Below are 25473 nucleotides of genomic sequence, written 5' to 3'. Positions count from 1 at the left end.
CTTTGGATGCTTATGCACACCATCAAGGCTGCGGAATGGTTGCGACGGGAACACTACCTGCATTGTAGCACGCCGATCGTGCATCCACAACCGTTGATCTGTACGTTTGGCTGTGCCAAAAAGTTTCACCATCCGCTGAAAGGGTTATGGAGTGCGGCAGTTTGACTGCTGCACTCCATAGTTGGCATCACAACGGGCGGTGGGCCGGTACGCCAACCGCGCGCGGGAAGCGGACGGGAGTGGGGGCGATTTTGGTGACGATCACAAGGCTGCGCCGTTCTTCGCCGGGAATGTCAACCGGTTGGCAGAGGCTGATTTCGCCGCCGAGCAGGGCCAGCGCGTTGCGCGCCGCGACAATCTCAGCCTCGGGGTCGCGGCCTTTCGGCGCAAGTAGACGTCCCCCGATGCGCAACAGCGGCAAGGCGTATTCCACCAGCACGCGCAGCTCGGCGACGGCGCGGGCAGTCACAATGTCGTACTGCTCGCGTTCGGCGGGATGGCGGCCCACGGTTTCGATCCGTTCGTTCAGCACGCGCGCGCCGGTTAATTCGAGACAATCAATGATGTGGCGCAAGAACTCGGCCTTCTTGCCGGTAGCTTCGACCAGTGTGACCGGGAGATCTGGGTAGAGGATTTTGAGCGGCAGCGCCGGAAAGCCGGCCCCGCTGCCAATATCGATCAGGTTGGCCGGTTGCGCAGGCCAGTCACGGGCCAGCCACAGCGAATCGAGCAAGTGGCGACGCACCATGGCTGCGCGGTCGCGCACTGCGGTCAGGTTGAAGCGGTCGTTCCAAACGATCAGCTCGTCGAGATAGCGGTGAAATTGGGCAAGTTGGCGCTCGTTGAGCGCAAGCCCCCACGCGGCGGCGGTCTCGCTCAAGAGGCGCTCGGCATCGTCAGCCATGGAGCGTTATTCCTCAACTTGATATAACCGGTGATGATTCACATAAGCAAGCACAGCATCAGGCAACTGGTAACGCACCGGGCGACCGGTGGCGAGGCGCTGGCGCAGATCGGTGCTAGAAATGGCGAGCTGCGGCCCGGTGAGGACAATCATCCGATCGCGCACTGCCGGCACTGCTGCAACGAGCGATGCGGGGTCAAACGGATAACCGGGCCGTTCAACCACAACAAGGCGGGCAAGATGTGCGATCTGGTCGGGTTCGCGCCAGCGGGGCAGATCAGCGGCGGCATCAGCGCCAATGATCAGGAATAGCTCAACTTCCGGCCCATACCGTTCCCGGCATACGCGCAAGGTATCGACCGTATACGATGGCGGCGGGCGATCGAGTTCGAGCGACGATGGGATCAGTGCGTCGTTGCCGGCACACGCTAACCGCACCATCTCAAGCCGGTGATGGGCTGCGGCGAGATGGCCTTCCTTCAGCGGTTGGGCTGCGGCGGGGACGATCAGCACTTGGTCGAGACGGCAAAACCAGCGCGCCTCTTCGACAATGGCGAGATGGCCGAAGTGGATCGGATCGAACGTCCCTCCATAAATCCCCAACCGGCGAACAGTCGTCATGATAAGGGCGGGTTACTCGTCGTTCAGCTCATGCGCTTCTTGGAACAGATGCCACACAAGCCAGACGACATCATTCTGGTCATCGGGATGGAGGTCTTCGATATACGGCCAGATCAACTCTGCCACATCGGCGCGCGGCAACAGAAACACGCGCTCGCCGAGCGCATAATGCAACTGGATCGCCAGTTCATCGGCCAGCTCTTGCAAATCGCGTTCGGGCAGGCGGTCATCTGTGGTGAAACGATAGCCGCGCATATTCCTACCTAGCTAGCGTTGTCGCAACGCGCGCGTACGCCGGTCATCTTCGTAATATTCTTCCTCTTCACGCGATGAGAGCTGGCGAGTTGCCGCTTCATGCTGGCCCGTGGCCGATGAGCGGCGGGGCAAGAGCGCATTGTCGGTCAGCGTTTCGGCGACAAAATCAAGGTACTTCTGGATATCCTCATTGTCTTCGAGGCTATTGAACGGCACCGTCGCCCCGCTCACCGTCCTCACGCTTTCGCCAATATCGCGTAGGGTTGCGTCAATACCTTTGACCAAGCCACGCATCACGGCGGCCAATTCCTCGCGCTCCTGCACGGTGAGGTTGGCAAACCCGATCAACGCCTTCTCTTGCGCGCGCAGCAGGGTAGCGCGCAGAATAGCAATGTCAGCCTGTGTTTGCAGCTCGTAGCGACGCACCAAATGGGCTTGGCGCACCTGCTCAACCAGCTCCTCAGAGGTCACTGGTGTCCATAAGAGCGCAGGGATAATGATAAAGCCGATGATGCCAATCAAGACCTGTTGGATGACTAACCCGGTGCTTTGAACCACTGGCTGCGATGCCCACCATGTCCATTGAATTTCAAAGGAATAATACACAAGGTAGATCGTGGCGGCTATCACCACGGCATAACCCCATGTCTTGGCGTTAATTTTTTGCAAGAGCATCCCACCCGGCGACCATGGGATGAGGAATGACATCAGGCTCGGCGGCGCCAACACTAGAATGGCAGTGTATGCCGCAGCGATAATCCAATTGCCGGTTAATTGACTCTGGACACCCCACCAATAGACCGCAGAGCCAATCATGGCGATGAACGCAAGGATGGCGAGCAATGACTTCGATGTGAACTGCCACCCGCCTCTTCGGCGTTGTCCACGCACCATTTCGAGATAGCGACTGCTCACGGCGGTTCCTTCTTCCTTACTAAACTATAGCTGCAGAACTATCTAAAATTGACCAGACCAAAATGATTATACAACCGTTTCCTAACCAGCTTGTAACCCGGTAACTGGTAAACCTAGCCTTTCGGTTGCACATCAGGGGTCAGAAAAACGAACGTCTCAATCCACTCATCATATCCTGCGGCGTGAATACGTTCGATTACAGCGGGAGAAAGGGCAGAAATTCCATAAGAATGGTTGACGTGGTATGGCACTTCAAGTGATGGTTGATTATTTTCGCGGAAAATGAATGTGGCTTGTGCCATAAATTCACCATTTATAATGCCGATTAATACAGATTGCTGGTTAACTGGATCGTACCAGTATAACTCACTCTGTTTCGTGGTATATAAACGGGGTTCTGGAAAGATTTGGCGATCGATCTGTTGCAATCGCCAACGTTCTTCGTTCGACAAGACCGGCAACGTTGGCAAGACGAGGGTTGGCGCTGGGGCTAAGGTAGGTGTCGGCGGCGCTACGGTGGCTGGCGGCGGTGTCGCAACAATAATCGCCGCGGTCGTAGTCATCGTGCTTGTCGGCACAGCAGTTTCCTGCGCCGGGACAAGATTTGTCGGCGCTATCGTGGCGCGCAAGGTTTGCGCTAGTGGCGGTAAGGTAGCCGGCAATGGCCCGTTCACATCTACAGTTGTGGGTAGGGTCGACAGACAACCACTGAGCGCGACGACCACACCTGCCAGAAAGACCCAGCGATAGCGGTGGCTCATCGCTTAAGACCGTACACTTTCTATAAGAAACGCAAAACGCCGGCATCAGAGTAGATGCCGTATGTATCATAATAATACCATCTTGACACGAAGTCAAGAAGAAATATTTTACGTGAATTTGGTAGTATCCACCGAATATCGTGCTCTTGGAGTGATCTGTTTGAGGGTTCAGGTTCTACGATGGTTGTAATGATCGTTCATCGTTACAATGTAACGGTTTCATGGCCTTGATAGACGTAAATACGCTAATACCTCCTCAACCGCAACCACGTCACCGTATTTGCCGTTGATGTCGAATAAGTTGGCAAGGTGCGGTTCAGGGGCGCGGTCGCCGACGCATTCGCGGGGTACAATCACGCGAAAGCCGTGTTGCATGCCATCGACGGCGCTGGCCCGGATGCAGCCGCTGGTGGAGCAGCCAACCATGATCAGGGTGTCAACCCGCAGTGCGGTGAGGGTGGCGGCGAGGTGGGTGCCGAAGAAGGCGCTGGCGTATTTCTTTTCGATCACCAGTTCGCCGGCTTGCGGGCGCAGCTCGTCAACGATTGCCACCAGCGGCGAGTCGTGGGTGAGCTGGCGCAGCGCCGGCACTTTTTGCACGAAGATGCCGCCGTCGCGGCCATCGGGTGCGTAGGCGACGGTGGTGTAGATGATCGGGATGCCGGCGGCGCGGGCCGCGGCTAACACCGGTTGGCTGGCGCGCACTGCATCCGGTACGCCGGGAGCGGCATACAGCGGCGAGCCGGGGGTGGTGTAGGCTTTGATGAAGTCGATCACTAACAGCGCCGGGCGTTCGCCGAAGCCGATCCGTCCGGCGAGGCCGTGCTGGCGGTAGTCGTCGGCAAGATGGTCGAAGGTGGTCATAGAGCCTCGTTGGATAGGGTGCGGGGCGAGGCATGCCTCACCCGTCCATTTTGGTGGGTGTGTGGGGCGAGGCATGCCTCGCCCGTCCATTTTGGTGGGTGTGAGGGGCGAGGTATGCCTCGCCCGTCCATTTTGGTGGATGGGTGGGGCGAGGTATGCCTCGCCCGTCCATTTTGGTGGATGGGTGGGGCGAGGCATGCCGCGTCCCTGCTAGTCCGCTGTGACCGCGCGTTGCTCGGCGGGTTGGGCCATGCGTTCGCGCCGGGCGGCGCGGGCCATAGCCCACCGCACTGGTTGCGGTTTGCGCGGCGCGGGCAGGCCGGTCTCGGCTTCGGCGTTGGCGAGCAGCTCTTCGAGCGGCGGGCCGAAGTCGAAGCCTTTGATTTCGCCGCGCGCGGCGGCCAGCTCGGCGCGTTTGGCTTCGGTGGCGGCTGCATCAATCTCAAGCGTCTCGGTTAGCACCACGCCGTAGTCGTTGAGCGCCTTTTCCCGGCTGACCAACCCATAGCGCACATCACGCTGCACCGCCTCTGCCGGACGGGTGAGCGGGTCTTTCCAACCGCCGCCGCCGGCAGTGCGGTAGATCAGTTGATCACCCGGTTCGACAGCGATTTGGTCGCATTTGCTCGGCAGTACCTGCCGGCTGCCATCGGTACGCACCAGCAGCTTGCTCGACCGGCTGCCCGGCTTGCCGCCGACGTTGCCCCACGGCGGCGTCAGCCAGCGGTCGTCGTGGATCGAGATTTCTCCCGGTTCGAGGAAGGTGTAGATCTTCTCGATGCCGTTGCCGCCGCGGTGAAAACCGGCGCCGCCTGAATCCATGATGCTGGTGTAGCGCTCGATCCGGATCGGGTAGTAGCTCTCTAGGTATTCGGTGGGGATGTTGGTGAAGAGCGGCCACCACGAATGCCCGTCCATTCCATCGCCGATCGGGCGGCCGGGGATGCCGCCGTAGTTGATCTCCATGAGATAGAAGAATTCGCCGTCTTTGTCGTAGCCGGAATAGAGCAGGTAGGGCGAAGTGCCATAACCGGCGGCGGTGGTAAACTCTGGCGCGCGCTTGGCCAACGCCCCGCCGAGCACGTCGAACAGGCGGGTGAGGGCATGGGTGCGGCATCCCAGCGCCGCCGGAAATTCGGGTTGGATGAGGCTGCCCTTGGGCATAGTGACGTGCAGCAGCGGGTAGAAGCCGTCGTTGAACAAGATTTGCGGGTCGAAGACCATGATCAGGTAGACGCCGATGAACATCTTGAACATCGACTCGTTGAGGTAGAAGTTGATCGGCCCCATCGCCTGCGGGTCGGTGCCCGTCCAGTCGAAGTAGGCTTCGTGGCCTTGCCGCCAGATCGTCAGCTTCATCTTGAACGGCCCGTTGCCCAACCCGTCGTCATCAACATAATCTTCAAACGACTGCGGCTCTTCGGGCAGGTTGCGCAGGATCAGCTCCTTCATCGCCCGATAGGTGCGGTCGAGCAGGGCTTGGGTGGCGGCCAGATAGACATCTTTGCCGAAGCGGTCGCACAGCTCGATCACCCGCTTTTCGGCGGTGCGGCAACTGGCGATAATTGCCATCAGGTCGGCGCGGTTCATTTCTGGCTGGCGGACGTTATTCAGCATAATGTCGAGCACGGCCCGGTTGAGTTTGCCGCGTTCGTAGATCTTGACCGGCGGCAGCCGCAACCCTTCGCCGAAGATGGTGGTGGCGTTGGTAGGCAGCGAGCCGGGCAGCGGCCCGCCCACGTCTTGGGCATGGCCGAACATACTGGCCCAGCCGATCAGTTCGCGATCCTCACCCTTGCCATAGAAGATCGGCAGCATTACCAGCAAGTCGTTGATGTGGCTGATCGCACCGCCGCAGAGGTAGGGATCCGAGAGCAAAATCACATCGCCGGGTTCGATCGTCTGATCCCAATGGTCGAGCAGGCCGGCGATGTACGAACCGAACTGGCCGACGATCATCCGCCCGTGCGGATCGGTAATCATCGGAAACTGGTCGTGCTGCTCGCGGATCACCGGACTCATCGCTGTGCGGTAGAGCACAGCGTCCATCTCGTAGCGGGTGTTCTTGAGCGCGTTTTCGATAATATCGAGCGTGACCGGATCGATCTCAATCTGGGGAATCGACGCGATTTTGAGATTGGTTGCCATCGTTGTTCCTCGCTATTCGGCTTGGCGCAAGACCGCACCGGCGGTTAGCTGCGATTGATCAACAGGTTGAAGTAGCGATCAACGGTTGCGGTGTGGTGAGGCAGCACCACCGTCGTGCTATCGACTTCGGTGATAATGGCCGGGCCTTCGACCTGCATGCCGGGGCGCAGTTTGTTGCGGTCGTAGAGCTTGGCCGTGATCCATTCGCCGTGGCGGTAGATCTGGTGGTCGCCGGTGTAGGCGCTGCTGGCATCGGCATCACCCGGCTCGGCTTCGGGCAACTCCACCTTCGTCACCCGGCCAATGCCGACAGCGCGCAGATTGACGATCTCGACGTTGCTGTCGAGCATGAAGCCATAGGTGCGATCGTGCAGGTCGTTGAAGCGCTGCACCAGCAGCGGGATCAGGTCTTGCTCGAATTCGGCCTCGCTGACCGCAATCGGCATTTCGTAGCCTTGGCGGTAGTAGCGCATATCGACGAAGTAGCGAATCTCTTGGCGGGCGGGTGGGATGGCTTCGGCAGCGAGCATGGTGCGAGCTTCGCGGCCCAGCTCGCGCAGCATACCGACCATCTCCTCTTGCTCAACCCGATCGACGGTGCGGATGTAGGTGCGGGCGAACTCGTCGCGATAGTCGGCGCTGAGGTCGCCGAGCGCGCAGAGCAGACCGGGAGCGGGTGGCACGATTACCGGGTAGCAGCCGAGCAATTCGGCCAGCGCATTGCCGTGGAGCGGGCCGGCCCCGCCGAAGGCCATCAAGGCAAACTGGCGCGGGTCGAAGCCGCGTTGCACGCTGACCAGCCGCAGCGCGCCGAACATATTCTCGTTGACGATGCGCAAAATCCCTTCGGCGGCATCCATCAGGCTGAGGCCGGTCGCATCGGCGATCTTCTGCACCGCCGCTTTGGCCGCGGCCACATCGAGCTGCATCGCGCCGCCGAGGATGCTTGGCGGCAGGTAGCCGCAGACCAGATTGGCATCGGTGACGGTCGGTTCAGTGCCGCCTTTGCCGTAGCAGGCCGGGCCGGGCACCGCGCCGGCGCTCTGCGGGCCAACGCGCAGCGCGCGGGTGAGGGTAGGCACGTGGGCAATAGAGCCGCCGCCGGCGCCAACCGAGCGCACATCGACCGAGGGCACCTTCACCGGGAAATAGCCGAGCACCGTCTCGCGGGCAATGTTCGGCTCACCCATACAGAGCGAGACGTCGGTCGACGTGCCACCCATATCGAAGGTCAAGATATTGGGATACCCAGCGCGGATGGCGATGTGCAATGCGCCGGCCACGCCACCCGATGGGCCGGAAAGCAGCGTGTAGACCGGGTTCTCCTCGGTCGTCTCGGCGGTCATCAGGCCGGCGTCAGAGCGGAGAATGTTGAGCTTGGCTTGCACCCCTTGCTGGCGCAAGTGCTGATCGAGGTTGTGAACGTAGGTCTTGACCTTTGGCTTGACATAAGCGTTCATGGTTGCGGTGAGCGTGCGCTCATACTCGCGAAACTCCGGCAGCACGTCATACGAGATGGTCACCGGCAGGTGGGGGGCAATGCGCTGGGCAATCGTCTTGAGGCGGCGCTCGTGGTCGGGGTTGGCATAGGAATTGATCAGCGAAATCGTCAGCGACTCGATCCCCGAATCGACCAGCTCGCGCATAACCGCCTCGGCTTGAGTCTCGTCGAGCGGGCGCACCACCTCACCGCGCGCGCTCATGCGCTCGGACACCTCGCGGGTATCGGCTAGCGTCGCCGGCGGTTCCGGCTTGATCATAATCATCCAGCCTGCCAACGGCCCCGGCGTCTGCGAGCGGGCAAGATGCAAAATCTGCTTAAAGCCTTCGGTCGTGATCAGACCGACACGCGCGCCTTTGCCTTCGAGAATGACGTTGGTGGCGACGGTGGTGCCGTGCATGATCTGGGCGACTTGTGATGGGGCAATCCCGGCTTGCCGGCAGATGGCCGCGATCCCGGCCAGCACCGCCTCTGACGGATCGTGGGGTGTGGAGGGGGTCTTGTGGCGCCAATAGCGCCCGCTCTCCTCATCGAAGAGCATAAGGTCGGTGAAGGTACCGCCGACGTCGACTCCGATACGGTAACTCATGCTCCATTCCTCCCGTTGAAACAGCTATTTCTGCCCTCATCCCCCCGCCCTTGCGCCACCCGCTGCGAGAAGGGGGAGACGGTATGACTCGCGTATGGCCCGCTTTATGACCGGTGGTTTGCCGGTGTCGCCACCTGCGCATAGACCGGCCCAGCCTTGCCGGTCAGCGCCGGCAAGGGCCGGCCCAGCGTTGCGCTCAGCCAATCGGATGCGGCCAGCAAGGCTGGCAGGTCGATCCCGGTCGGTGCGCCAATGCCGTTGAACATGTGAACCAGATCCTCGCTGGCGATATTGCCGACGGCGCGAGGGGCAAAGGGGCAGCCGCCGATCCCGCCCAAAGCCGCATCGAATGAACGGATACCGGCTTGCCATGCGGCGAAGGCGTTGGCATAGCCGGTATTGCGCGTATTGTGGAGATGGATCGTGAGGGTGACGTGCGGCAATCGGCGCACGGCCATCGCGCACAACGCAGCCACCTGTGTCGGCACCGCCATACCGGTGGTGTCAGCGAAGACGATCTCGTTCGCTCCCATATCGGCGGCATGTTCAGCAATCGAGAGCACCCGTTCGGGCGAGACATAGCCATCGAAGGGGCAGCCGAACGACGCGCCGATCGCAACCCCGAACGCAATGCCGTCGTGGTGAATACGTAGCGCCAATTGGCTGAACTCAGCCAGCGAATCGGCGGTGGTGCGCTTGAAATTGGCCTGATTGAGGCCATCGCTGGCCGCCAGCACCAAGCGGACGTGGCGCAAGCCGGCGGCGGCGGCCAATTCGTAGCCACGTTGGTTGGGGGCGAGCGCCGTAAAGCGAAATGTGTCGTTGCTGGCGCGAGCGGCCAGATTGTGACCGCGTTCGGCGAGCAGGCGCGCAATCTCGCCGGCGCCGGCCATCTGTGGCACTTGCCGCGGATTGACAAACGAACCGATCTCCACTCGCGGCACGCCAGCCGCAAGCAGGCGCTCGATCAGCTCAACCCGTGTTGTGACCTCTAGCACCTCAGGCTCATTCTGCAAGCCATCGCGAGGCGCGACATCAATGATCGTCACCGCTTCCATCAAATCACCCGCTTCGCTTGCAACGCCGCTACCTCGTCTTCGCTCAAGCCGAGCAGATCGACAAACACCTCGCGGTTATGCTGGCCGAGGGCCGGCCCCGTCCAATCAATTCCGCCGGGAGTAGCCGAAAGCCGGGGCACGACATTCTGCATCTTGATCTCGCCCAAATCAGGGTCAGGCACGCCGACAATTGACTGGCGAGCGAGAAAATGCGGATCGCTCAACATCTCCTTAGCGGTATAGATCTTGCCCGCCGGGACGCCATACTCGTCCATCATGGCTTGGAGTTGATCAGCGGTGTAATTGATCGTCCACGCCGCAATCAGGTCATCGAGTTCGGCTTGGTGTTCGCCGCGCGCGTGGTGCGTGGCGAAACGCGGGTCGCGGGCCAATTCGGGTTGGCCCATCGCTTGGGCCAGACGGGTAAAAATCGTATCGGCATTGGCCCCGATCACAAACCAACCGCCATCAGCAGTGGGGTAAATATTCGAGGGGGCGACATTGGGCAAGACATTGCCGGTGCGCTCACGGATATGGCCGGTCAACTGATATTCGGGGATCATGCTCTCCATAAGGGCGAGCACCCCCTCGTAAATCCCGATGTCCACCACCTGCCCCTGCCCGTTGCGCTGGCGTTGATGGAGCGCGACAAGCGCGCCGATCGTCGCAAACGTCGCCGCGAGCGAATCGCCGATGCTGATGCCGATGCGAGTGGGCGGGCGGTCGGGGAAGCCGGTAATTGCGCGAATGCCACCCATTGCCTCGCCGATCGACCCAAAGCCGGCCTTATCGCGGTACGGGCCAGTCTGGCCAAACCCGCTCACCCGGATCATGATCAAACCGGGATTCAGCGCGCTCAACTCTTCCCAACCCAACCCCCACTCTTCAAGCGTACCGGGCCGAAAATTCTCCAGCACCATATCCACGTGGGGCACGATCCGCTTGACCAGCGCCTGCCCTTCGGGAGTGCGCAAATCAATCGTGATCGACTTCTTATTGCGGGCCAAAACCGGCCACCACAGCGTGCGGCCCTGATAGCGATGGCGGCCCCACTCACGCATCGGATCCCCCTTGCCGGGAGGTTCGACCTTAATCACCTCGGCGCCGAAATCGGCCAGCAACTGGCCGCAAAACGGCCCGGCCAAAAACGCGCCCAATTCGAGCACCCGGATATCATCGAGCGGTCGCGGCGGACGTTGGCGGCTCACAGTTCATTCTCCTCGCCGGACGCGACAGCAGCCGATTCCGCGCGCCGGCTCTGCAACAACACATCTCGACCATAGAAAATATGCTCGCGCATCATAGCGCGGGCGCGATCGCCATCGCCAAGGGTGAGCGCATTGAGAATACTGCGGTGAAAAAAATTAGAAATTTGGCGCTCTTCTTTGCGATACCAATAGAACGAGCGAAACTGCAACGGCACCGCAACAATCTGGTTGAGCATTGCAATCAGGCGTTGATTGCCGGCGGCCTCGGCGATCGTCTGGTGAAAGACCGCATTCTGCTCAACCAGAAAATGCACTTCGTCTTCGCGGCGAGCAAAGGTGTGGTTCAGCGAATCTTCCAGCGCCGCGGCGGCGGCTTCCATACGGGCCAACTGATCCGGTGTAATGCGTTGGGCGGCCAGAAATGCGGCATGGCCTTCGAGCAAGGCGCGCAAGTCATACATCTCGAGCAGGTCATCAATCGTAAAACTGCGCGCGACTGCGCCGCGGTTAGGGAAGATCTGTACCAACCCCTCGGCGGCGGCGCGCACCAGTGCCTGCCGCACTGGGGTGCGGCTCACGCCGAGATCGCTAGCCAACCGCTCTTCGACCAACCGGGAGCCGGGCGGGTAATGGCCTTCGATCAGCAACCGGCGCAGGCGCTGGTACACCTGATCTGCAGAAGATTCATCTGATGTATACAATTTAGTCATTACAATTCGCTGTAGTAGCTGGTAGAGCGCATGCAAGCACGGTAAAGCGGCGTACGATTAGCGTTATAAAGGCGTATCAAAACGCAATTATGCTGAATTGTTATATTAGTTATGCCTTGGAAAGATTGTATACAATATACCAGAGGACGGTAGAGGTGTCAAGCACCCTGTAGCGCCGCACGGCTGTGCGGCTCCATATACAGCTAGCTTCCTCCTTCCCATTCCCAACCCTCTGCGTCTTTGCGTGTAAATCCTCTGCGCCTTTGCTCCCTTTGCGTCTTTGCGTTAACCCCCGGCCCCGTCTCGCTCTTCTCGTGCAGCCACCCTCCTCGCCTCCTCCCCCCAGCGGGAGGAGGCGCCAACCCCTCCCCCAGCGGGGGAGGGGCTAGGGGTGGGGGCAGATCAACCGTGGGAATGAGGAAGCTGTGCTGAGAGCGGAACGCCGCAGCGCTCCGCTTTCCGTGCAGTGGGAGCGGGGGTGGGGGTGAGGGTACTGAGCCAAATAGCCACAAAGATACGCAAAAGGCACAAATATTGTACGTTTTTGTGCCTCTTGTGTCTTTTTGTGGCTATGCCACCCGCTGCGTAGCGGGTACGGCGGTGCTGAGAGCGGAACGCCGCAGCGCTCCGCTTCCGTGCAGTGGGGGAGGGTACTGAGCCAAAGAGCCACAAAGATACGCAAAAGGCACAAAACCATGAGGTTGATGGTTGGTGTCTCTTGGCATCTCTTGGTGACTCTTCCCCGAACCCCTTTGCGTCCTCTGCGTGCTTGGCGTCTTTGCGTTGAGCATCTCTGCGCCTTAGCTCGCTTTGCGTCTTGGTCATTGACCCTCACCCCCCTACATGCGCTACAATCACGCGCGTGGTGTCGTTATTATCGTGAGCATTGTATGGCTACTGCCCGCCCACCCATCTCGGTGGTCATCCCCACTTACCACGCCCTGCGCTACCTGCCGGCCTGCCTCGGCGCGGTGCAGGCGCAGTTGCGCCCGTATGACGAAATTGTGCTGGTCGATAACCGCTCGCGCGACCGGGCCGGCGCGTGGGTGCGCACCCATCTGCCGGCGGTACGGGTGATCGAGCTGCCCTACAACACCGGTTTTGCCGGCGGCGTGAATGCTGGCATCGCAGTGGCGCGCGGCGAGTTGATCTGGCTGATCAACGACGACGCGCTGGCCGAGCCGGGTTGCGTGGATGCGTTGTGGGAGGCGCTGCGCGATCAGCCGGCGGCGGGTTGGGCCGCTGGGGTCTTGACCTTCAGCCGCCACCCGCAGGTGGTAGCTGGGGCCGGGATTCGCTTTCAGGCTGACGGCATTGCCACCGATCGGGCGCTGGGGCTGCCGGTGTCTGATCTGCCGGCCCAGCCCCAGTTGGTCTTTGGCGCTAGTGGCGGTTTGGCGCTGCTGCGGCGCGCGATGCTCGACGACATCGGCTTCTTTGCCGACTTTTTCAGTTATCTCGAAGACGCCGATCTGGCGTGGCGGGCCCAATTGCGTGGCTGGGAGTGCGTGCTGGCTCCGCGTGCCCGCGCTCGCCACGTCTATTCGGCCACTGCCGGCATGTTCAGTCCGTTCAAGCAGCGTCTGCTCGGCCGCAACCGGATTCGCATGCTGATCCGTTGCTTGCCAACGCCATTGCTGGTCGCCTGCTTGCCGGCAATACTGGCCTACGACGGCATGGCGCTGGCGTATGCCGCATTGCGCCGGCAGGCGGACATGGTTGCCGGTCGCCTGATGGCGCTGGCCGAATGGCCGGTCTTGCAACAGCAACGCCGGATTATTCAGGCCCGCCGCACCGCTTCGCTCTCCGCCTTAGCCCGCTGGATCGAACCTCCCGGCGGGCCGGTGGCCGCGCTGCGTACCCAACGGCGCTTGGCAGCGTTGGTAGCGGGTTGATTCCGTGCTCGCGGGAGGTTGCTGCGGGCGCGCAGAGCGTGGCTCGCAATGACAACGGGGAGCGCGGGCCGCTGGCCCGCAATCGCAGCACGAGGAGAGGGGTGTTAGCAACCGGCGGCGGTTATCCTGCCGCACGCCATAGCGACGCGGCGATGTACCTTGTTGCCCCCACCCCCAACCCCTCCCCCGCTGGGAGAGGGGTGGCCCTCACCCCCAGCCCCTCTCCCACGTCAGTGGGAGAGGGGCGCTGCTGCGTTTCGCTCTCGCACTGCCTCGTCTGCCTACAGCGGCTCCCCCGCTTCCGCCGTCAGGTAGGTGCAGCGGGCGGGTTGATTCCGTGCTCGCGGGAGGTTGCTTCGCCGCGCGGAGCGTGGCTCGCAATGACAAAGAGATGTGTGCGGCAGTGAGACTGCCGCACTCCATAGAAATGCAAACGGGCAGCCGAAGCGCTGCCCGTTTACCGAACATCTGCCCGCGCGTCTAGCGGCTTGCCCTGCGACGCAGTTCTATTTACTGACCAGTTGGGCATTCAGCAACAGCTTCCACAACCGGTACCACCACGATTGTTCGCGGCGGAGGCGACGCGCTTCGCGCACCAGCCGTTCGTGTTCGGCATCGCGGATGAGATCGCGCTGATGCACCTCGGCAGCCGTCAACTCGAGCCACGTGCCATACATAACCAACCTCCTCTATCGTTGAGCGACGCTACGACGACGCTGTCTCGCGCCGGATGGCAACGAATATGCAACCTTCGCCACACATCGATCGTAGTGTATAATGAACACTAGTGATTGTGCGAAAAATAACAATCACTACCGGTTGTCGCTTTACTACTGTGCTAGCGAAGTGCGTCTGAACCGCTCGTTGCCGTAGATGGCGGTTGAGACCATTCGTGGTCGTTGGCGCAATGTCATCCTCATTCCTGCCAACAGCTTGAAGCGACCCGGCGACAGTGCTACAATGAGATCAATGGTGAAGCAAATGGTTCTTCAGTCAAAGGAGACTCCTATTAACGAGATTCGTACTCACGACGGTAAACGGCTTTATCCGACTGCGACGCCGCGCCGGCGCGCTCTGTTAGTCGGCGCTGAGATTGCCAGCGCGCGCAGCCCATGGCCAGTCGAAGATTCGCTTGATGAATTAGCCCTCCTCGCCAAGACGGCTGATCTTGAGGTGGTAGGCCGTATTTTTCAGCGCCTGCCCGAACCGCTGCCCAAGTTCTTTATCGGTCCCGGCAAGGTCAAGGAAGTTGCGGCGCTGCGTGAACAGACGCAGGCCGATCTGATCGTGTTCGATGATGAACTGAGCCCGGCCCAGACCCGTAATCTTGAAGAGGAGTTGCAGACGCAGGTGATTGACCGCACCGGTCTGATCCTCGATATCTTCGCCAGCCATGCCCGCACTCACGAGGGGCGTTTGCAGGTCGAACTGGCCCAGTACCAGTACTTGTTGCCGCGTCTGCGCCGGCAATGGACGCACCTTGAACGGCAGGCCGGCACCGGCGGCGGTACTTCGGCGGGTGGCGTGGTTGGTCTGCGCGGTCCCGGTGAGACGCAGCTTGAAATTGACCGCCGCTTGATCGAGCGCCGGATTGCGTGGCTGAAAGAGCAGTTGGCTGATGTGCATCGTCACCGCGAGCTGTATCGCCAGCGCCGCCGCCAGAGCGGGGTGCCGGTGATCGCGCTGGTTGGCTATACCAATGCCGGCAAGAGCACGTTGCTTAATGCGATGACTGGCGCTGAGGTGTTGGCCGAGGATAAGCTGTTTGCCACTCTCGACCCGACCACCCGGCAGGTGTTGTTGTCCGGCAATATTGTCGCGCTGATGACCGACACGGTCGGTTTTATCCAGAAGCTGCCTCCCAAGCTGGTCGCCGCCTTCCGCGCTACGCTCGAGGAGATCGAAGAGGCTGACTTGCTGTTGCACGTGGTGGATGTCACCCACCGCAACGCCCAAGAGCATGCCCAAACCGTTGAGCAAACTCTGCGCGAGCTAGGGGTGGATCAGAAGCCGATTCTGACCGTGCTCAACAAGATCGATCTGCTCGAAGGGGCGACTGCCGAGGGTATCGGGCAAATTGCGGCGGAAATGGGATTGCCCGGCGATATTGTGGCCGTCTCGGCCCAGCAGGGCTGGGGGTTGCAGACGCTCGGCGAGCGGATCGTCGAGACGCTGGCCAAGCGGATGGTGCGGGTTGATGCGTTGATCCCATATCAGCGCAACGATCTCGTGGCCCTCTGGCGGCAGCGCGGTGTGATTGAGGTCGAAGAATTCAGCAGCGACGGCGCGCATATTGTTGGCCGGTTGCCGCCGGCGTTGGCCGCCCAATTTACCCGTTTTGCCCGCGCGTAACGCTTGAACTGCGGCGGGGGCGCAGCGTAGCTGCGCCCCTGTTTTTTGTTGCCAAGGACGTTTTGAGGACGCTCGTTTGCTACGATGGCATCACAGCAGACCGCGATGGGTCAATAACGCCTGCCGTTATCGTTGCCAACGTCGCTGGTTTGCTGTGATGCTTAACCATTTCGTAGCCTAAAGGAGCATTCGCATGAAGCGCACGGCTGCTATCCTCGCCGTGATCGTGTTGTCGGTGATGGGGTTGGGCCTCTCGCGCACGGCGGCGCAGAGCGGGGCGCCGGGGTTGCAGGCGGCGTTGGGAACGGCGTTCACCTATCAGGGTCGCTTGACGCAAAGCAGCGGGCCGGTAAACGGAACCTGCGATGTTGAGTTTCGCCTATTTGATGACGCCACTGCCGGTACCCAGATCGGCAGCACCCAGACCAAGACCAACGTGACGGTGACGAATGGCGTGTTCACCGTCGCGCTCGATTTTGGCGCTACCGCCTTTAACGGCGATGCGCGCTGGCTGGCGATCAGCGTGCGTTGCCCGGCGGGCAGCGGCAGCTACACCGCGCTCAGCCCGCGCCAACCGCTCACGCCGGCGCCGTATGCGCTCGCGTTGCCGGGGTTGCGGACGCAGCCGAACGCGACGAGTCCAAACCTGATCGGCGGTTTCAGCGGCAATAGTATCACCAACGGCGTCGTTGGCTCAGCGATTGGCGGTGGCGGCGGCAACGTCTTCCCCAACCGCGTGACCGATGATTACAGCGTCGTGAGCGGCGGCTACAACAATCAAGCCGGCGATAATGCCGGCACGACCAGCGATCGGCCATACGCAACGGTGGGTGGCGGCGTGGGCAACACGGCGAGCGGCGAAGGCGCAACAATTGGTGGTGGCGGCTACAATATCGCCAATGCCATCGGTACAGCGATTGGCGGTGGTAATGGCAATAATGCCACGGGTTCATTCGCAACTATTGGCGGAGGGATTGGCAACAATGCTAGCGGCTCTTATGCCACGGTTGGCGGCGGCAATCAGAATACGGCTAGCGGCGCTTATACTGTGATTGGCGGCGGCAATCAGAATACGGCTAGTGAGGTCGAGGCTACGGTTGGCGGCGGCAACACGAACCAAGCCAGTGGCCGGCAATCGACGGTTAGCGGGGGCTATCAGAACATTGCCAGCGGCATCTTTGCCACCGTTCCCGGCGGCGCAGGGGCCGCAGCGGCCAATTTCGGCCAGATGGCGTATGCGTCAGGCTCATTCTTTTCTCCCGGCGATGCCCAAACCTCAACCTACGTCTTGCGCAATTTGACGGATGGTTCGACTACAGCGGTTGAGTTATTTCTCGACGGCAGCGCACAGCGCATCGCTATTTCCGACGATCGCACGGTGGTCTTTGAAGCCTTGATCGTTGGCCAGCGGCCGGATGGCGCCTCGGCAGGCTTCCGCTTGAGCGGCGTGATTGCCAATATCAACGGCACCACGAGTTTGCTCGGCGTCACCCCGCTCGAAAGCTTGGGCAGCACTCCGGCGGCTAGTTCGTGGACGGTGATTGTGCTGGCGGATGATCCGAGCGACTCGCTGCGGTTTGTGGTGACGACTAGCGCCACCTTTACCGCATGGGTAGCGACCGTGCGGACGGTTGAAGTTTCGGTTGATTAGGAGGGGAGCATGCGCGCGATCCTGATCATCTTCGTGCTGGCTGTGCTGGCCGGAGTGCCGGCGGCAAGCGTGACACCGGTGGCGCAGGCCCAATCTGGCGGGGGGTACGATGTGTCGTGGAGTACCATCGACAGTGGAGGCGCTACCCTTAGCACCGGTGGCAGTTATGCGCTCGGCGGCACGATTGGCCAACCTGATGGCGGTGTGCTTAGTGGCGGCGGTTATACGCTGACGGGAGGCTTCTGGGGCGGCGTGAGCAGCACGGCGCGTCTCTTCGTGCCGTTAGTGCAGCGGTAAGCGGGCGAGGGGCGGCGTGCGTGCATCTTGCTGGCAGCAGGTGCCTCGTGGTAGGCTGAACAAGCCGTTTGTATGGTTGCTGCTGCTATTCTTGCCGTTCCCTCCCGTCTGCCCTTGCGAGCCGCGCGAAGCGCGGCGAAGCAATCTCCTGCGAGCACGGTAGCCACCCCCTCAGACACTCATTCCGCTGAAGCGGGGGATTGCTTCGGTCGGGCGGCAGCCAGCGACGCTGGCTGCCGCACCTCCCTCGCAATGACATACGGGCCGGTCCTTGCGAGGCGCGAAGCGGCGAAGCAAGTCCTGCTTCAGCGCCGGCGCTGGCTGGTAGGGCAGCGCAAGAGCGGGCGATGGCCGCATCGCGTTGAGGAGACGTCGCCGTGAGCACGGCAGTTATCCGCTGAGTCATGCGCCGCGTCCCCATCTGTCATTGCGAGCCGCGCGAAGCGCGGCGAAGCAATCTCCCGCGCGCACGGCAGCCACCCGTTCAGGCATGTATTCCGCCGAAGCGGGGGATTGCTTCGGTCGGGCGGCACCCAGCGTAGCTGGCTGCCGCCACTCCCTCGCAATGACAGAAGATGATGCCCCGCCCCCCGTCTGTCATTGCGAGCCGCGCGAAGCGCGGCGAAGCAATCTCCTGCTTCAGCGCGTGCATTGGCTGGCGGGGAAGCGCAAGAGCGGGCGATGGCAGCATCGCGTTGAGGTGTCGTCACCGCGAAAGCGGGGGATTGCTTCGGGCGCTGTGCGCCCTCGCAATGACATACGTGCCTGTCCTTGCGAGCCGTGCGAAGCGCGGCGAAGCAATCTCCTGCTTCAGCGCGTGCAGTGCGTGTGCGCATGCAAGCCGCCACGTGATGTTGTTAGTACGTTCTCGATCGTGTATAGTGTTGAGACATCGCTGGTCAGGCTGCCGCTTCGTCTTTTTACATCATGCTTCAAGCCTATGCTCCGCTATCTGCGCCTGTTCGCACTCTTTGCCCACAATAGCCTGCAAATCGCGCTTGAATACCGCGTCAACTTCCTCACCTCGCTCCTCCAGAGCAGCCTGTGGCTGCTGTGGGGTGTGCTCGGCACGCTGGTCTTCTTCCAGTTTAGCGGCACGCTCGGCGGCTGGACGTTGCCGCAGGCGTTGCTGGTCGTCGGTCTCTTTCGCATCTTCGAGGGCTTGATCGACGGCATTATGCGCCCGAATATCACCCGCATCGTCGAGCATATTCAAAAAGGGACGCTCGATTTTGTGCTGGTCAAGCCGGTTGATAGCCAGTTTATGGCGTCGCTGCGCCAGATTAATCTGCTCGTGCTGCCTGATTTACTGGTTGGGTTTGGCTTGATCGGTTACGGTCTCTGGGTGGGGCGGATGTGGCCGACGCCGCTGCAACTGCTCGCCTTCGCCTTCCTGCTCGCCTGCGGGATCGTGATGGCTTACGCGATTTGGATGTTGCTGGTGACAACTGCCTTCTGGCTGGTGCAAGTCGAGAATGTCACCGAGCTGCTCACCGCCATCTATGAGACGGGGCGTTTTCCGGTCACAGCCTATAGCCCGGCGATCCGGCTGGTGCTCACCTTTATCATTCCGATCGCCTTTCTCACCACCTTCCCGGCGGCAGCGCTGATCGGTCTGCTCGATCCGCTCTATCTCGCGCTAGCGCCGGTGATTGCCGGGGTGTTGCTGCTGGCGGCGCGGGCGTTTTGGCGGGTCGGGTTGCGTTCGTATACCAGTGCGTCGTCGTGACGCAACGGCGCAGTAAAGCCGGACGGCTGTCCGGCTCCAGATGGTCGAGCAAGTTAATCGGCCACCGCCAACCCCAATGCCTCGCGCGCCGCGCCGGCAACAAACAACGAACCGGTGACACAGATCAGGTCGTCAGGGCCGGCCAAGGCGCGGGCAACGGCGAGTGCTTCGGCCACTATCGGTACGATCTGTAATGGGGTGTTACTAAACGGCTCCACCTCGGCGGCGATGCGGTCGAGATCCATGGCTTTGGGGTGACTGGCGCGCGTGATGATGATCTGCGCGGCGTGGGGCGCGAGGGCGGCGGCGATCGCGGCGATGTCTTTGTCGCGCGAAGTGCCGAGGACAAGGATCATCCGGCGGTGCGGCAGCTCTTGGGCAATCGCCTGCCAAAGCTTTTCTGCCGAGTCACCGTTGTGGGCGCCGTCGATCAAGATGCGCGGCGGGCCGTCGATCAACTCAAACCGGCCCGGCCACCACGCTTCGGCCAACCCGCGCCGGATCGCTGCGTCGTCAATCGTGAACCCTTGCCCGCGCAGCAGCAGCGCCGCTCCCATCGCCAACCGCGCGTTTTCGCGTTGGAACGTGCCGTGCAACTTGCCCGGCTGCGGCGGCGCCGGATACGCCAACGGCTGCCCGGCTGCCAGCCACGGCTCAACCGCTGCTTCGGCGGCCAGCCAGAGCGGCGCACCGACCGTCTGCGCTTCGGCGGCGAAGACCGCTGCCGCTTCAGCGCGCTGCGGTACCGTGATCGCCGGTTGGCCGGCGCGGATAATACCGGCCTTGTTGTAGGCAATATCGCGCAACGTCGGCCCCAGTATCGCCATGTGGTCATAGCTGATCGACGAAATCACCGCGACCAGCGGCGTGATCGTCGCCGCGGCATCGTAGCGTCCGCCCAACCCGACCTCCACCACAGCCAGATCAACCTGCGCCGCGACAAAATGGCGCATCGCCATCACAAAGCCAATATCGAACGTGCTAGGCCGGCCATAGGTCGCTACATCAAACCCCTCAACCAGCGGTTGCACCGCATTGACCAGCTCAATCAGCGTCTGCTGGCTGATCGGCTCGCGGTCGATCTGGATCCGTTCACGGTACGAACTGAGGTGCGGCGACGTCCACAATCCCACCTTCAACCCAGCCGCGCGGGCCATCGCTTCGATCATCGCACAGGTGCTGCCTTTGCCTTTCGTGCCGGCCACCACCACCGCGCGCAAATGCTGGTGCGGATTGCCCGCTGCATCCAACAATGCTGTAATCCGGGCCAGCGCGTGCGCGGCGATCGCTGGGTCAGGCGAACCCTGCCGGGTGGGGTCGATAAAACTGTAGATGTAGTCGAGCGCCGCTTGGTAGGTGGTAATAGGCATAGCAAACTCTCATCGCAAGCCGCGTAGCGCCGGCGAGCGCTGATACGCGACGGGTGAACGCCGTTGGTGTATGATACCATTGCCGGGCAAGAGTGGGAATAAAAGCGCAAACATACGCCTAGAGCCGTTGTCTCTCAACGGCTCTAGGCGCAGGGGTATTGTGAGGGCGTGCTTAGCGGATGGTCAGCGGGATGAATGTTGTGAAGCGGTTGGGGATGTAAGTAAACGTGCGCGGGCCAGCCGCCGCGCTCGGTAACTCCCAGTCCCCAGCATACACGATCCACGAATAGCTGCCCTCACTGGGGAGGGTCACAGTCCAACTTGTGCTGTCGATCCAGTCCGAACTCGCGCTCCACGAGTTGTCAGCTTTCGTAATCGTGAAGCGGAAGTTGCGGGTTGGGTTCGGCCAGTTATCCGGGTCGCCAGCATCGGCCACTTGCAAGGTGACGGTGGCTGTCTTGATGATAGCGTTGTTATCCGGGCTGATTAGGTGTGGCGGGTTGGGCGGGCGGTTGGGGATGTAAGTAAACGTGCGCGGGCCAGCCGCCGCGCTCGGTAACTCCCAGTCCCCAGCATATACGATCCACGAATAAGTACCCTCACTAGGGAGGGTCACGGTCCAGCTTGTGCTATCGATCCAGTCCGAACTCGCGCTCCACGAGTTGTCAGCTTTCGTAATCGTGAAGCGGAAGTTGCGGGTTGGGTTCGGCCAGTTATCCGGGTCGCCAGCATCGGCCACTTGCAAGGTGACGGTGGCTGTCTTGATGATAGCGTTGTTATCCGGGCTGATTAGGTGTGGCGGGTTGGGCGGGCGGTTGGGAATGTAAGTAAGCGTGCGCGGGCCAGCCGCTGCGCTCGGTAGCTCCCAATCACCAGCATACACGATCCACGAATAGCTGCCCTCACTGGGGAGGGTCACAGTCCAACTTGTGCTGTCGGTCCAGTCCGAACTCGCGCTCCACGAGTTGTCAGATTTCGTAATCCTGAAGAGGTAGTTGCGGATAGGGCGTGGCCAGTTATCCGGGTCGCCGGCATCGGCCACTTGCAAGGTAACGGTAGCCATCTTGATGATAGCACCGTTGTCGGGACTGATCAGGTAGGGTGGATTGGGCGGAAAGTTGCCCTCGTTCGTAATCCTGCCAACAGCGCATTGGCGATACCCGTCGCGAATCCGGGTCATACAACCTTCATATTCGTTGGGAAGTGCGCTGACTGTCCAGCCGCCAATATCAATGCCGTCAATCGATATTGGAGTTCCACCGCGCGAGATCCAAAAATGGACATGCGCGCCGCTCTGAGAGCCACCGAGACAACTGGTACCGGTGCCGATCATACCGAGATACGTGTACCGTTCGACCCGACTCCCATTCGTGACCGCAATCCCAGCGAGATGGTAGTAGTTCGTGCTAAAGCCACCGGGGTGATCGATCCGAACTAGATCCGAATTTTGACCGCACGGGGTATAGGCTACCCCTTCTCGGGCCGCTCGCACACGACCGCCGTTGACCGCAAAATCAAGCCCCGATCTCGTGGTTTCACGCGGAAAGGTTTTGTGTGGACCACCAGTGAGATACCATGTCTCTCTCACTGCCCATGGTAAGTTGAGCTGCATTGAACCGTCGCCGCTCAATTGAGCCGTCGTCGGCATGGTCGACCATTGTTCTGGCGTCAACAGATGTTGGGGGATCTGGGTGAGCGCTTGGGTAAATGCAGGGGTGTGTTCTAGCGCAACTTGCCATCCGCCGTCTCGTTGCTCGGCAAAGAAGAGCAAGATTTGCGGCGCAGTTTCTTCATCTGTTACGCCATCAGATGAGGATTGGGGAATGACGGCGGCGGAGCCAAAGACCCACGCTTTGACACGCGAAATTGGTGAAACAATGATATGGTCGGTCGCCGCGTTTGGCTGCTGGGTTCTGATTGCCGCGCTCACCGCTTGTTCTAACGCCGGATCAAGGGGCGGTGAAGCAATGACCGGCTTGATCGGAAAGCTGATGGAAACGAGGGCTACGATAATACTCATCACCACGAACACGACCATCCCAAACGGTAGCCGGGTAAGAGCAGGTTCTGTCTTGCTCGGCTGCATAGCTCCCCTCCTGTTCGTAGTTGGCGAAACGAACCTTCTAGCTGGCAGGTTGCGGCCGTACAAGCGATCTGCTAAGCACGTGGGGAGATGGTAGAAGGAATGAGTGCTTATCAAGCGCTTCTTAGCCGTATCATAGCAAGCGTAGCGCTGCTGCCAATGTCGCAAAAGTAAGATATCTAGGCGATGCTTGATCTCAGTTGGCATGCAGGTATTGTCTTGGTGATCGTGCTACGCGGACATGGTGTGCGTGTTCGGCGGCGATGGCGTCGGAAGTGGTCAGCGCTGCCCGCGCATTCGGTGAAGAGCGCTGGTCTGCTCAGAATCACGAGTGTGCATTCGCGTTGACTGCATACTGTGCGGATTTCAAGCTATCGGGGCCGGCGCTGATGTCTGCCATTAAGCGAGAATTCATAGCGCCGAGACTGGCGCAATCATCGCAACGTTTATGTACGAACTGCCAACCTTGATGTGAGGGCTACTTTTCACTCTGTCAGGGTGTTCCGGGAAAGCTGTCGCGATCGCGACAGCTTTCCCGTCTTCCCCCACATTGACAGACCGCACCGAATCCTCTATGCTACACAATGCGAACAGGTGAGCGAAGGAGCAGGCATGAGTCTTAATCTCGCGGCGCTAGGTGAGCAGGTGCGCACGATGAGCCAGACCGTGGCGCGGGAGGTGCGCCAACGCGATGCGCGGGTCGCCGAGGTGCGTGCGCGCTATCTGCTTGAGGCTGGCCATGAGGAGCATTGGGCTGCAGCCGTCAAATACAGTGAGTCATCGACCAACTGGCTGCTGGCGGCGCCGGTTGAGCCGTTTGCGACAGTGTGTGATCTGCCTCCCATCCCCACCGATTACGCCATCGCTGCGACCGATGGCTCGCATATCGATGTCGATCGCCACGGCGAGGTAAGTTGTTATCTGATCAACATTGGGAAGGTCTATATTCGCTACGGCGCGCAGCCGGAAGCGCGGCTCGAGTCGTCTCCAAAGCTCTATTTTGCCGAAGCAGATCTGTTTTTTCACGATGATACCCGCCGCATTCCGATCGAGGGCGCGTTGCTCAGCGTGCGGCGCGATGTCGAAGAGGGGGTGGCGTTAGGCGAGTTGGCCATCGGCGCGCTGACCGATCCGGCCATCCCGCGGTTGGCCTTGCAAGACGGCACCCTGATCCGGTGGGCGCTGGCGAATGCTGATGCCAACGTGCGCGATCACTTTTTGCGGCAATATCTGGCCTACCTCGAACGGATGCGCCAACACGCGATCCCAGTGGCGTCGTACATTAGCCGCAGCCGGTCGCCGGAAGTGGTGGGGTTGGTACGCTTGATGTTCTGCCCCGATGTGAATGTAACGGCGCAGCGCGGCGCCAATTGCGCCCAGTGCAGCGATGCTAAGAATGGCAAACCGCCATCGTGCATGATCTGCCAAGACCTGATCGATGCCGATATCTTTGCTGCGCGCTTGGGTGAAGGCCAGCGTGGCCCGATCTTTCGCTCGCTCAGCCGGATCAGCGTTGAAGGGTACGAGCATCACCAGATTCACTTCTTTTTCTTGCGGGTCGGGCGCGAGCTAGCCCGCGTCGAGCTGCCCGGTTGGGTGGCTGACCAGCCGGAATGGGTCGATCAGGTGCATGCGCTGGTTTACGATCAAGCGGCGCGCGGGCAGGGCTACCCGATCGCCTTGCAACGCGCCCACGAGCAGGCGGTGATTCGCAGCGCCGAGCGGCGTGTGTTCGAGCAGATGGTCTCTGGCGCGCTTCAGCGCGCCGAAGCGCCGGCTGGCGTTTCGGCCAAGCGCGAGAGCAAGCAGTTTGTGCAGGGATGATACGTATGACGTTGCCGCAAAATGGCCGGATTGGCGAGATTATTGAGTCGTCAACGACATATTTTGTCGCCGCTAGCTACGAATTGTTGGCTGCGCCGCCGTTTGGCGCGTTGGTGCGGGCCACGACCCGCGATCAGGCGTTGGCGGTTTATGGGCTGGTATTTAATATTCACACCGGCAGCCGCGAGCCGGGCGGGCGGGCGATTGTGCGCGGCCGTACCTACAGCGGGCGCAATCTGTACGACGACCAAATCTACCGCGAACATCCCGATCTCGGCGAGGTATTGCAAACCGAGTTTGCCGCACTAACCGTCGGTTACGCGCTTGATGGCCGCTTGCTCCAGCGCCTGCCGCCCCAGCCGCCGCCGGTGCATTATTCGGTCTACCCCTGCGAGCCACCCGAATTGGCGCAGTTCGGCGAGCAACTCGATTTTCTGCGCACCGTTTTGCTCGCTCCCGGCGTGCCGTCGGATGAACTGTTGGCCGCGTCCGTCCGCGCGATCGCATTGGCCCGCCGTGACGGCCCGGCCTATCTGGTGCGGGTGGGCCGTGAATTGGCCCGGCTGCTCAAAGAGGATTATGACCGGTTGACGGCGCTGCTGCACCGGATTAGGCCGTAACCGGCGAGCGTAACGGTATCGTCATAGCGCCCTATGGCTGGTCTTGCGCTGTGGAGTGAAGCGCCGCTTCCCGCTTGTCATTGCGAGCCGAGCGGTCGGGGCCGAGCGCCGCTCGGCC

At 61.0% G+C, this 25473-nt stretch carries 21 protein-coding genes; 7 read left to right on the top strand and 14 right to left on the bottom strand.

Annotated elements, in window-relative coordinates; all coding sequences use genetic code 11:
• Positions 1 to 187 precede the first annotated feature (187 nt).
• From rsmG to A6A03_RS05705, 11 genes are all read right to left on the bottom strand, one after another.
• Positions 188 to 904, bottom strand: a complete 717-nt coding sequence (gene rsmG, locus A6A03_RS05755; RefSeq protein ID WP_066784731.1) for a 16S rRNA (guanine(527)-N(7))-methyltransferase RsmG — start codon at positions 902 to 904, stop codon at positions 188 to 190.
• Between the two features lie 6 nt (positions 905 to 910).
• The gene (gene nadD / locus A6A03_RS05750) at positions 911 to 1525 is read right to left on the bottom strand and encodes a nicotinate-nucleotide adenylyltransferase (protein WP_066784728.1); all 615 of its coding nucleotides are present in this window, start codon (positions 1523 to 1525) and stop codon (positions 911 to 913) included.
• Positions 1526 to 1537: 12 nt separating this feature from the next.
• The gene (locus A6A03_RS05745; RefSeq protein ID WP_066784724.1) at positions 1538 to 1780 is read right to left on the bottom strand and encodes a hypothetical protein; all 243 of its coding nucleotides are present in this window, start codon (positions 1778 to 1780) and stop codon (positions 1538 to 1540) included.
• 12 nt (positions 1781 to 1792) lie between these two features.
• Positions 1793 to 2695 carry a histidine kinase gene (locus A6A03_RS05740; RefSeq protein WP_066784721.1) on the bottom strand — a complete coding sequence of 301 codons (903 nt, stop codon included), beginning with the start codon at positions 2693 to 2695 and terminating at the stop codon, positions 1793 to 1795.
• A 113-nt stretch (positions 2696 to 2808) separates the two neighbouring features.
• A complete protein-coding gene (locus A6A03_RS05735) occupies positions 2809 to 3456 on the bottom strand; it encodes a hypothetical protein (RefSeq protein ID WP_066784718.1) in 648 nt (215 codons plus the stop codon).
• Positions 3457 to 3675: 219 nt separating this feature from the next.
• The gene (locus tag A6A03_RS05730; RefSeq protein WP_066784715.1) at positions 3676 to 4320 is read right to left on the bottom strand and encodes an N-carbamoylsarcosine amidohydrolase; all 645 of its coding nucleotides are present in this window, start codon (positions 4318 to 4320) and stop codon (positions 3676 to 3678) included.
• Positions 4321 to 4530: 210 nt separating this feature from the next.
• Positions 4531 to 6468, bottom strand: a complete 1938-nt coding sequence (locus tag A6A03_RS05725; RefSeq protein WP_066784712.1) for a hydantoinase B/oxoprolinase family protein — start codon at positions 6466 to 6468, stop codon at positions 4531 to 4533.
• A 44-nt stretch (positions 6469 to 6512) separates the two neighbouring features.
• Positions 6513 to 8558, bottom strand: coding sequence for a hydantoinase/oxoprolinase family protein (locus A6A03_RS05720; protein WP_066784709.1), 2046 nt, complete (start codon positions 8556 to 8558; stop codon positions 6513 to 6515).
• A 104-nt stretch (positions 8559 to 8662) separates the two neighbouring features.
• Positions 8663 to 9616 carry a hydroxymethylglutaryl-CoA lyase gene (locus A6A03_RS05715; protein ID WP_066784708.1) on the bottom strand — a complete coding sequence of 318 codons (954 nt, stop codon included), beginning with the start codon at positions 9614 to 9616 and terminating at the stop codon, positions 8663 to 8665.
• Entirely contained in the window at positions 9616 to 10824 is a 1209-nt protein-coding gene (locus A6A03_RS05710; protein ID WP_066784705.1) for a CaiB/BaiF CoA transferase family protein, read from the bottom strand. Before A6A03_RS05710 ends, A6A03_RS05715 begins: the two co-directional genes overlap by 1 nt.
• Positions 10821 to 11534 (bottom strand): GntR family transcriptional regulator, encoded by a 714-nt coding sequence (locus A6A03_RS05705; protein ID WP_066784702.1) that lies wholly within the window; start codon positions 11532 to 11534, stop codon positions 10821 to 10823. Before A6A03_RS05705 ends, A6A03_RS05710 begins: the two co-directional genes overlap by 4 nt.
• Positions 11535 to 12424: 890 nt before the next feature.
• On the opposite strand from A6A03_RS05705, the gene A6A03_RS05700 reads away from it, so the two are divergent.
• The gene (locus tag A6A03_RS05700) at positions 12425 to 13429 is read left to right on the top strand and encodes a glycosyltransferase family 2 protein (protein WP_066784699.1); all 1005 of its coding nucleotides are present in this window, start codon (positions 12425 to 12427) and stop codon (positions 13427 to 13429) included.
• A gap of 506 nt (positions 13430 to 13935) precedes the next feature.
• Here A6A03_RS05700 and A6A03_RS20590 read toward each other — a convergent pair.
• Positions 13936 to 14106 carry a hypothetical protein gene (locus A6A03_RS20590; RefSeq protein WP_172812285.1) on the bottom strand — a complete coding sequence of 57 codons (171 nt, stop codon included), beginning with the start codon at positions 14104 to 14106 and terminating at the stop codon, positions 13936 to 13938.
• A 304-nt stretch (positions 14107 to 14410) separates the two neighbouring features.
• On the opposite strand from A6A03_RS20590, the gene hflX reads away from it, so the two are divergent.
• From hflX to A6A03_RS05680, 4 genes are all read left to right on the top strand, one after another.
• Positions 14411 to 15781, top strand: a complete 1371-nt coding sequence (gene hflX, locus A6A03_RS05695) for a GTPase HflX (protein WP_172812284.1) — start codon at positions 14411 to 14413, stop codon at positions 15779 to 15781.
• Positions 15782 to 15974: 193 nt separating this feature from the next.
• Positions 15975 to 17432, top strand: coding sequence for a hypothetical protein (locus tag A6A03_RS05690; protein WP_066784696.1), 1458 nt, complete (start codon positions 15975 to 15977; stop codon positions 17430 to 17432).
• Between the two features lie 9 nt (positions 17433 to 17441).
• On the top strand, positions 17442 to 17729 hold the full coding sequence (locus A6A03_RS05685; RefSeq protein ID WP_066784693.1) for a hypothetical protein: 288 nt from the start codon (positions 17442 to 17444) through the stop codon (positions 17727 to 17729).
• Positions 17730 to 18669: 940 nt separating this feature from the next.
• Entirely contained in the window at positions 18670 to 19458 is a 789-nt protein-coding gene (locus tag A6A03_RS05680; RefSeq protein ID WP_066784690.1) for an ABC transporter permease, read from the top strand.
• Between the two features lie 53 nt (positions 19459 to 19511).
• On the opposite strand, the gene A6A03_RS05675 is transcribed toward A6A03_RS05680, so the two are convergent.
• Both A6A03_RS05675 and A6A03_RS05670 read right to left on the bottom strand, forming a co-directional pair.
• Positions 19512 to 20828, bottom strand: coding sequence for a bifunctional folylpolyglutamate synthase/dihydrofolate synthase (locus tag A6A03_RS05675; RefSeq protein WP_066784687.1), 1317 nt, complete (start codon positions 20826 to 20828; stop codon positions 19512 to 19514).
• A 172-nt stretch (positions 20829 to 21000) separates the two neighbouring features.
• Entirely contained in the window at positions 21001 to 22914 is a 1914-nt protein-coding gene (locus A6A03_RS05670; RefSeq protein WP_066784685.1) for a M23 family metallopeptidase, read from the bottom strand.
• A gap of 609 nt (positions 22915 to 23523) precedes the next feature.
• Here A6A03_RS05670 and A6A03_RS05665 point away from each other — a divergent pair.
• Complete coding sequence (locus A6A03_RS05665; protein WP_066784681.1) at positions 23524 to 24735, top strand: DNA double-strand break repair nuclease NurA; 1212 nt, start codon at positions 23524 to 23526, stop codon at positions 24733 to 24735.
• 5 nt (positions 24736 to 24740) lie between these two features.
• Positions 24741 to 25355: an HAS-barrel domain-containing protein gene (locus A6A03_RS05660; RefSeq protein WP_066784678.1), complete on the top strand. Its 615-nt coding sequence runs from the start codon at positions 24741 to 24743 to the stop codon at positions 25353 to 25355.
• Positions 25356 to 25473: the final 118 nt, after the last annotated feature.

Source organism: Chloroflexus islandicus (assembly GCF_001650695.1).
Classification (GTDB): Bacteria; Chloroflexota; Chloroflexia; order Chloroflexales; family Chloroflexaceae; genus Chloroflexus; species Chloroflexus islandicus.
Note: the sequence above shows the minus strand (reverse complement) of the source record. Positions and strands in the feature narration are given on the sequence as shown.

Bases quoted from the DNA above. Each gene is read 5' to 3' on its own strand.
- rsmG (WP_066784731.1), bottom strand. From the start codon at position 904: ATGGCTGACGATGCCGAGCGCCTCTTGAGCGAGACCGCCGCCGCGTGG.
- nadD (WP_066784728.1), bottom strand. From the start codon at position 1,525: ATGACGACTGTTCGCCGGTTGGGGATTTATGGAGGGACGTTCGATCCG.
- A6A03_RS05745 (WP_066784724.1), bottom strand. From the start codon at position 1,780: ATGCGCGGCTATCGTTTCACCACAGATGACCGCCTGCCCGAACGCGAT.
- A6A03_RS05735 (WP_066784718.1), bottom strand. From the start codon at position 3,456: ATGAGCCACCGCTATCGCTGGGTCTTTCTGGCAGGTGTGGTCGTCGCG.
- A6A03_RS05730 (WP_066784715.1), bottom strand. From the start codon at position 4,320: ATGACCACCTTCGACCATCTTGCCGACGACTACCGCCAGCACGGCCTC.
- A6A03_RS05725 (WP_066784712.1), bottom strand. From the start codon at position 6,468: ATGGCAACCAATCTCAAAATCGCGTCGATTCCCCAGATTGAGATCGAT.
- A6A03_RS05720 (WP_066784709.1), bottom strand. From the start codon at position 8,558: ATGAGTTACCGTATCGGAGTCGACGTCGGCGGTACCTTCACCGACCTT.
- A6A03_RS05715 (WP_066784708.1), bottom strand. From the start codon at position 9,616: ATGGAAGCGGTGACGATCATTGATGTCGCGCCTCGCGATGGCTTGCAG.
- A6A03_RS05705 (WP_066784702.1), bottom strand. From the start codon at position 11,534: ATGACTAAATTGTATACATCAGATGAATCTTCTGCAGATCAGGTGTAC.
- A6A03_RS05700 (WP_066784699.1), top strand. From the start codon at position 12,425: ATGGCTACTGCCCGCCCACCCATCTCGGTGGTCATCCCCACTTACCAC.
- A6A03_RS20590 (WP_172812285.1), bottom strand. From the start codon at position 14,106: ATGTATGGCACGTGGCTCGAGTTGACGGCTGCCGAGGTGCATCAGCGC.
- hflX (WP_172812284.1), top strand. From the start codon at position 14,411: ATGGTTCTTCAGTCAAAGGAGACTCCTATTAACGAGATTCGTACTCAC.
- A6A03_RS05690 (WP_066784696.1), top strand. From the start codon at position 15,975: ATGAAGCGCACGGCTGCTATCCTCGCCGTGATCGTGTTGTCGGTGATG.
- A6A03_RS05685 (WP_066784693.1), top strand. From the start codon at position 17,442: ATGCGCGCGATCCTGATCATCTTCGTGCTGGCTGTGCTGGCCGGAGTG.
- A6A03_RS05680 (WP_066784690.1), top strand. From the start codon at position 18,670: ATGCTCCGCTATCTGCGCCTGTTCGCACTCTTTGCCCACAATAGCCTG.
- A6A03_RS05675 (WP_066784687.1), bottom strand. From the start codon at position 20,828: ATGCCTATTACCACCTACCAAGCGGCGCTCGACTACATCTACAGTTTT.
- A6A03_RS05670 (WP_066784685.1), bottom strand. From the start codon at position 22,914: ATGCAGCCGAGCAAGACAGAACCTGCTCTTACCCGGCTACCGTTTGGG.
- A6A03_RS05665 (WP_066784681.1), top strand. From the start codon at position 23,524: ATGAGTCTTAATCTCGCGGCGCTAGGTGAGCAGGTGCGCACGATGAGC.
- A6A03_RS05660 (WP_066784678.1), top strand. From the start codon at position 24,741: ATGACGTTGCCGCAAAATGGCCGGATTGGCGAGATTATTGAGTCGTCA.